Source organism: Spirillospora sp. NPDC046719, assembly GCF_040645715.1.
Classification (GTDB): domain Bacteria; phylum Actinomycetota; class Actinomycetes; order Streptosporangiales; family Streptosporangiaceae; genus Spirillospora.
In genome coordinates this window covers 1-6,903 of sequence record NZ_JBEYYT010000476.1, presented here as the reverse complement: position 1 = coordinate 6,903, position 6,903 = coordinate 1, and the positions used below count along the sequence as shown (strand labels likewise).

Below are 6,903 nucleotides of genomic sequence, written 5' to 3'. Positions count from 1 at the left end.
CTCCGCGCCGCGCCGGTCGAGCTCAGCCCGTCCCTCGGCGGCGCGTGCCACCGCCGCCTCCGCGTCCGCGCGCGCTCGCTCGACCGCCGCGAGAGCCTCCTCCCGGCCCGTCCGCGCGGCCTCCACGCGCTCCTCGATCACCCGGGCGGCCTGCTGCGCCGCCCGCGCCTCCAGGCCCGCCTGCGTCGCCCGGTCCACCGACTCCGCCGCGCGCCGCGCCTGCTCCTGGTGCTCCGCGCCCGCCGTCTCCCGCTCCGTCGCCAGCCACGCCAGCTCCGTCGTCAACCGCTCCTGCGCCTCCCGCGCCGTCGCCAGCCGAGGCCCGCTCTCCGCCACGAACGTCGCGAGGCCCTGCCGGTGCGCCTCCGCCCGCTCCGCCGCGTCCTTCGCCTCCTGCGCGCGCTTCGCCGCCTCGTCCGCCTCCCGCGCCCGCGCCCGTACCTCCGCCCGGACGCTCCGCAGGTTCGACGGCGGCGCCGCCACATGCAGCCGCTGCGTCAGCGTCATCTTCCGCCGCACCGCCGCCAGCGCCGACTCCGCCGACACCAGCCGGTAGTAGGCCGCGTGGCCCTCCGCCGACGCGTCGGCGTCCACGGCGGCCAGCCTGTCCGCCTCCTCCATCGCCGCCGGCAACGCCGCCTGCGCGCGCGCCAGCTCGTCCTTCAGCGACGCCTCCACCTGCTGCGCGTCCCGCAACTCGTTCTGCGCCTCATGGGCCCGCTGTTCCAGCTGCGTGCACCGGGCGAACGCCTCGTCCGCCACCCGCGTCAGCTCGCTCGCCTCGGCGCCCGCCGCGTCCGCGAGCGCCTGCAACCGCTCCGCCTCCGCGCGCGGACCGGCCAGTTCCTCCTCCGCCTCCCGCTGCACCGCGACCAGCCGCTCGGCCTCGGCCTCCGCCTCGGCGGCCCGCTCCTCCGCGCTCTGCGCCGCGTCCCGCGCCTCCTCGATCCCGCTCGCGATGCGCGCCAGCTCCGCTTCCAGCGCCTCCTTCCGCGCGGCCGTCTCCGCCCGCACCGCCGCCAGCGCCTCCGCGTCCCGAGGCCACTGCTCCAGCAGCATCAACCCGCGCCGCAGCACCCCCGCCTCGGCCCGCCATGTCCGAGGCCATCCCTCGCCGACGGCCCGCAGCGCGGCTCCCGACGCACGCGCCTCCGCGGCCTCGGACGCGCCCTCCATGCGCTCGTAGGCCTCATCGGCCGGCCCGGGCAGCGTCGAGCCGGGATCGGCGTTGTCTCCCGCAGGACGCCCGGCCGCGCCGGGCAGGGGCTCGCCGATGCCGCCATGGGCGTCCGAGCCGCCCGCCGCCGGTGCCGCATCCTCCGCGTGCGCGCCGGTCTCCCTTGCCGGATCTCCGGACGCATCGCTCAACGTCACCTCTGCGGCGCTCTCCTCGGGCGGGACGCCAGGACGCGCCCCGGCCTCGCCTTGCACGTGTTCCGCCGACGCGGTGCCAGGGCTCTGCTCGTCGGGCACCGGGACGGGGAGAGCCATGGTCTCCGTGGAGTCCGGGGCGCTCGGGCCGGACGGGACTCCGGCGTCGTCGCCTGGCCGTCCGGGCAGCGCGTGAGCCGCCGTCGCCTCTGCCGAGGCGGGGACGTCCGGGCTTGCCCCGGGTTCGGGATGTTCCGGCGCGGCGGGCTGCTCGTCGTCCGCCATGGGACCGGGCAGGGCCTGCGCGCGCGTCGCGTCCGCGCCGGGCAGGAGGTCGTCTCCCACGGGTGCGGGCAGCGGTTCGGCTCGCGTCGCGTCCGCGGCGCCCGCCTCGGGCGTGCCTTCAGCGTGCGGGCCAGGGAGGGGCTCGGCTCGCGTCGCTCCAGCGCCGGGGTCGGGGAGGCCGGTCACCGGCTTGAACTCGACGGTCCCGTGGGAGCCGAAGTCGTTCCGGCCCGGCGCCGCGGCGGCGTCCTCCTCCTGCGGCTGGACGGCCTCGGGGGCGGCGGGCCCCGCCGGTGCGTCGTCAGCGGGCGGCTCGTCGGGGAGTGTCGGAAGCTTGAGGGTCTCGTCAGACCGGGCGGGCTGCACCGACGGGGCGGGCTGTACGGGCGGGGCGGACGGCACGGACGGCACGGACGGAGTCGGCGGCACGGACGGCGCGGGCGGCGGCGCGGCGGGCCGGGGCGGCCGGGTCTCGATGAGGAGGGTGAGGATCTCCGGGTCGTCCTGGACGGCTTCGAGGAGCTCGGCGGCCTTCTCGGGGGTGGGCGCGAGGAGCAGGGTGCGCTCGCCGGCGGCCTTGAGGTCCCCGAGGAGGGACCGGACGGTCTCCGCCTCGTCCGCCGTCCGCACGAGGCGGACCGCGCCCGTCTCCTCAACGGTGCCGGCCTCTTCGAGAGTGCCCGGGGCGACGAGGAGGCGGGCGAGGGTCTCCCAGTCCCCGGCGACACGCGCGCCCCGGAGCGCCCGGAGCGCGTCGATCTGGGCCGTCCAGCCGAGCGCGTCGTCCTCAATGCCCGACTGGAGATGCTCGTACTGTTCCGTCAGCGGCGCGTAGACGTTCTCGACGAGTTCGGGACCGCCCCAGGAGACCTCCTCCACGCCCAGGGCCGGCGTCTCCTCCGCCGGAGCCTCGGCCAGCGGGATCGTCTCCAGGTCGGGACGGGCGTCGAGCTCGGGCTCCGGCACGCCGTCCGGCTCGTTGGGTTCCGTTGAGTGGTTCACCTACGCCATCCCGTCCCAGATCGACCCGGGGCCGTATGTGTCCCCTTTTGCCCGCGTCTAACGTCTCACATGGAAACGATCACTCGTGGCCCCCGCGGTCGCGCGTGATGATCTTCACCGGTCAGTGCGGATTCGTGGCCAGGAGCTCGGCCAGGAGGTCGTCCAGAGTGACGATCCCGGCGAACGCGCCGCGGTCGCCGTTGACGACGGCGAGCTGCGCGCGGGCGCGGCGCATCCGGCTGACGGCGTCCAGGACGGTGGTCTCCGCGGTGAGGGCCGGCGCCGGGTAGGCGAGCTCGCCCGCGGGCCGGTCGCCGTCCGGCTCGGTGATGGCGGCGCGGACGTGCACGATGCCGGTGGCGGTGCCGTCCGGGCCGCGGACAAGGAGGCGGCTGTGGCCGCTCGCGGTCGCGGTGCGGCGGATGTCGGCGGCGGACGCGCCCGCGTCGATCGTGGTCACCGACGAGGCGGGGATGACCAGGTGCCGGACGGTCGCCTCGCGCGCGGAGATCGCGCGGCGCAGCAGCTCGTGGTCGTGGCGCCCGATGAGGCCGAGGCGGCGGGACTCGCCGACCAGGTGGCTGAGCCGCGCCGGGTCGGTGTGGCTGTCCAGCTCGTCGCGCGGGGTGACCCGGACGAGCCGCAGCAGCCCGTTGGTCGTGGCGTTCAGCGCGGCGAGGATCGGGCGCGACACCTTCGCGAACCCGCGGAACGGCAGCGCGAGCAGGACCGCGGAGCGCTCCGGGTTCACGATCGCCCAGGACTTCGGCGCCATCTCGCCGACGACCATGTGCAGGAACGTGATGACGCCGAGGGCGCAGGCCAGGGCGGCGGCCTTGGCGCCGGCCTCGGGGACGCCGACGGCGTGCAGGGGCGGTTCGAGGAGGTGCTCGAACGCGGGCTCGGTGACGATCGCGAGGCCCAGCGAGCACATCGTGATGCCGAACTGCGCGCCGGCGAGCATCAGCGACAGCTCGCGGACGCCCGCGAGGGCCGCGGCGGCGGGGCGGCTGCCCTTGCCGGCGGCGCGTTCGAGCTGGGACCGGTTGGCGGCGACGAGCGCGAACTCCGACGCGACGAAGAAGCCGTTCCCGATCAGCAGCAGGACGGTGACGAGCAGGGAGGTCAGCGGGTCCATGACACCTCCTCGGCGTCCGGGGACGGCGCGGCGGCGCACGGCGGGTCGGAGACCTCCGGCCGGCCGGACGGCGCCGGGGCGGCGGCGGTGCGGATCCGGATCTTCTCGGCGACGCGGCGGGCGACGCTGACGACCTCCAGCTCGGCGTGCCCGGCCGCGCCGTCCAGGGCGACGGTGAGGCGGTCGCCGGGGCAGGGGAGGCGGCGCAGCTCGGCCATGACGAGGCCGCCGAGGGTGTCGTAGGCGTCGCCCTCGGGCAGGTCGAGGCCGGTGAGGCGGCCGACCTCGTCGATGCGCATGCCGGCGTCGACGAGCCAGGACCCGTCGGGGCCGCTGGTCGGGGCGTCCTCGCGGGCGTCGGTCTCGTCGGCGATCTCGCCGACGAGCTCCTCGGCGACGTCCTCGAAGGTGAGGATGCCGGCGAGCCCGCCGTACTCGTCGACGACGCAGGCGAACTCCTCGCCGGACTCGCGCATCCGCTCGATGACGCCGTACAACGGCTGGCTGCCGGGGACGAGCAGCGCGGGGCGGGCGATCCGGCCGACCGGGGTGGCCGGGTCGAGCGCGTCGTCGGCGACCTCGCGGGCCCCGGCGACGCCGATGACGTCGTCGACCTCGCCGTCGTACACGGGGTAGGCGCTGTGCCCGGTCTCGCGGATCAGCGCGACGAGGTCGGCGGCGGGCGCGGTGGACGGCAGCGTGCTGACCTGCGGGCGCGGGACCATGACCTCGTCGGCGGTGAGGTCGCCGAAGGACAGGGCGCGGTCGAGGAGGCCGGACAGGTCGGCGGGCAGGTGGCCGGAGCTCTGCGACTTGCCGATGATGTCGCCGAGCTCCTCCAGGGTGGCGCCGCTGTGCAGCTCCTCGACGGGTTCGACGCCGACGAGGCGCAGCAGCCGCTCGGCGGCACGGTCGAACAGCCGGATCAGCGGGCCCGCCACGGCCAGGTAGACGAGCGTTGACGCGGCCAGCGCGCGCGCCAGCGACTCAGCGCGGGCCAGGGCGAGGTTCTTGGGGAACAGCTCGCCCAGCAGCATCTGGATCAGCGTGGCCAGCACGAACCCGGCGGCCAGCGCGATCGCGCCGGTGGCGCCCGCGGGCACGCCCGCGGCGTCCAGCAGCGGCCTGATCAGCTCGGCCAGGGCGGGCTTGGCGATGAACCCGACGACCAGCGTGGTCATCGTGATGCCGAGCTGCGCGCCGGACAGCATGAACGACAGCCGGCCGATGACCTTCACGGCCCGGCGGGCGGACGTGTCGCCGCGCGCGGCGGCCTGCTCGAGGGACGCGCGGTCGGCGGCGACGTAGGCGAATTCCTGGGCGACGAAATATCCGGTGGCGGCGGTGAGAACGATCACCGCGAGCACTCCCAGCGCGGCCGTCAGCATGGGGCACCGGGTCTATGACTGGGGTCCGACACCGCGGACTCACCACTCCTCTCATCTGGGCCTACCTGCGTAACGCCGCCTCGTGCGGCGAGGTTCCCGGCGCACCAGGGTAAAGCCCCTCGCCGATCGTCCCACCGGCGCGGCGGCCTGTCCCGCGAGGACAGGCGCTTGTGTCGCCAAGTGTCACGGATCACACTTGTTGGGGAGAGCATGCCCGATACTTGAGCGGTCCTTTGCTCCCAGGCCGCCGGAACGAGGGTGCGCACGGGGACCGAGAGAACCGAACGCGGGGCTGAGGTGGACGAGAGCGGGGCCGGGGCCGCCGCGCCCATGAGCCGGGAGGGGGTCGACCATGCCCTCAGGACGCTCGGCGCGGAGCGGGAGCGGATCGCGGCGTCCCTGCTGGAGCTCGACGGCCACACCGGCGTCCGGCTGCTGAAGGGCGCCCGGCTCACCGGCGAGACGTGGCGGCGCTGGGAGCGGGTGCGGGCCCGGCTGACGCTGCTGTGGCGGGTCTTCGACGCCTACCAGCGGGTGCTGGACGCGGCGTGCGCGCTGCGCGGCCGGTCGCCGCGCCCGGACGTGCCGACGCTGGTGGAGCTGACCGGGATGCTGTCGGGGCGGTCGGTGGAGCTGCCGGACGGCGAGATCCCCCTCGAGGACCGGACGCTGCTCGGCCCGCAGGAGAAGCGCGCGACGCTGGACGAGGCGGTCGGGATGATGTCCGACGCGTTCGCGTTCGTGGCGAAGGAGGTCGCGGCGGCGGACGCGGCGTGGTCGGCGCTGCTGAAGCCGCTGGAGGAGGCGGAGGAGAGCTGGCAGCGGACGGCGCGGCTGGCGCACTCCCTCGACGGCACCCGGCACCCGGAGCTGGACCGGCTGGGCCGCGAGCTGACGTCGCTCGGCCGGCTGGTCCGCACCGATCCGCTGTCGCTGTGCCCGGACGGCCGTCCCGACACCGCGCGGCTGGACCGGGTCCGCGCGTCGCTGCGGTCGATCGGCGACGAGCTGGCCGGGGTGGCGCGGCTCCGCGACGAGTACGCCGAGCTGGTCGCGGGCCTCGGCGAGGCGATCGGGCGGGTCGAGGAGACCGAGCGGCGGGCCTGGGAGGCGCACGCGACGGTGCTGCTGAAGATCCACGCGCCGAACGTGCCGGCGCCGTCGCGGGGGCTCGGGGAAGGGCTGCGGGACCGGCTCGCCGCGCTGGAGCGGCTGCGGGAGGCGGGCCGCTGGGTGGAGATGGCGGGCCGGGTCGCGGCGCTGGAGAGCGCGGCGGCGGAGGCGCTGGAACGGGCGCGCGACGATCTGCGTCTCAGCGAGGGGCTCCTCGACCGGCGGGGCGAGCTGCGCGGGCGCCTGGAGGCGTACCGGGCGAAGGCGGCGCGGCTCGGCCTCGCCGAGGACGAGGCGCTCACGGCGCTGCACGGGCTGGCCCGGGACGTGCTGTGGTCGGCGCCGTGCGACCTGCGCCGTGCGACCGCGCTGCTCGCCGAGTACCAGCGCGCGATCAGGGCGCGCGAGAACGACGGGACGGGGACCACATGACCCGATGCACCCAGCCCGGCTGCACCGGAGAGGTCGGCGAGGACGGCTTCTGCGACGTGTGCGGGATGGCACCGCTGGCGGAGCCCCCGCCCGCGGACCCGGGAGGCTCCGGCCCGGTGGCCGGGCCGCCGTCCGGGCCGCCCGCCGCGCTCTCGTCCGGGCCGCCGTCCGGGC

General features: G+C 76.3%; 3 protein-coding genes and 1 pseudogene. 1 reads left to right on the top strand and 3 read right to left on the bottom strand.

Annotation, left to right across the window (positions count from 1 at the left end):
- From ABZ914_RS43530 to ABZ914_RS43520, 3 genes and pseudogenes are all read right to left on the bottom strand, one after another.
- Positions 1-2,658 (bottom strand): annotated as a pseudogene (locus tag ABZ914_RS43530) (hypothetical protein); the annotation flags it as partial.
- A 121-nt stretch (positions 2,659-2,779) separates the two neighbouring features.
- Positions 2,780-3,796: a hemolysin family protein gene (locus tag ABZ914_RS43525; RefSeq protein WP_433145432.1), complete on the bottom strand. Its 1,017-nt coding sequence runs from the start codon at positions 3,794-3,796 to the stop codon at positions 2,780-2,782.
- A complete protein-coding gene (locus ABZ914_RS43520) occupies positions 3,784-5,184 on the bottom strand; it encodes a hemolysin family protein (protein WP_500200615.1) in 1,401 nt (466 codons plus the stop codon). The genes ABZ914_RS43525 and ABZ914_RS43520 overlap by 13 nt, the downstream gene beginning before the upstream one ends.
- A gap of 297 nt (positions 5,185-5,481) precedes the next feature.
- On the opposite strand from ABZ914_RS43520, the gene ABZ914_RS43515 reads away from it, so the two are divergent.
- Complete coding sequence (locus ABZ914_RS43515) at positions 5,482-6,729, top strand: hypothetical protein (RefSeq protein ID WP_500200614.1); 1,248 nt, start codon at positions 5,482-5,484, stop codon at positions 6,727-6,729.
- Positions 6,730-6,903 lie beyond the last annotated feature (174 nt).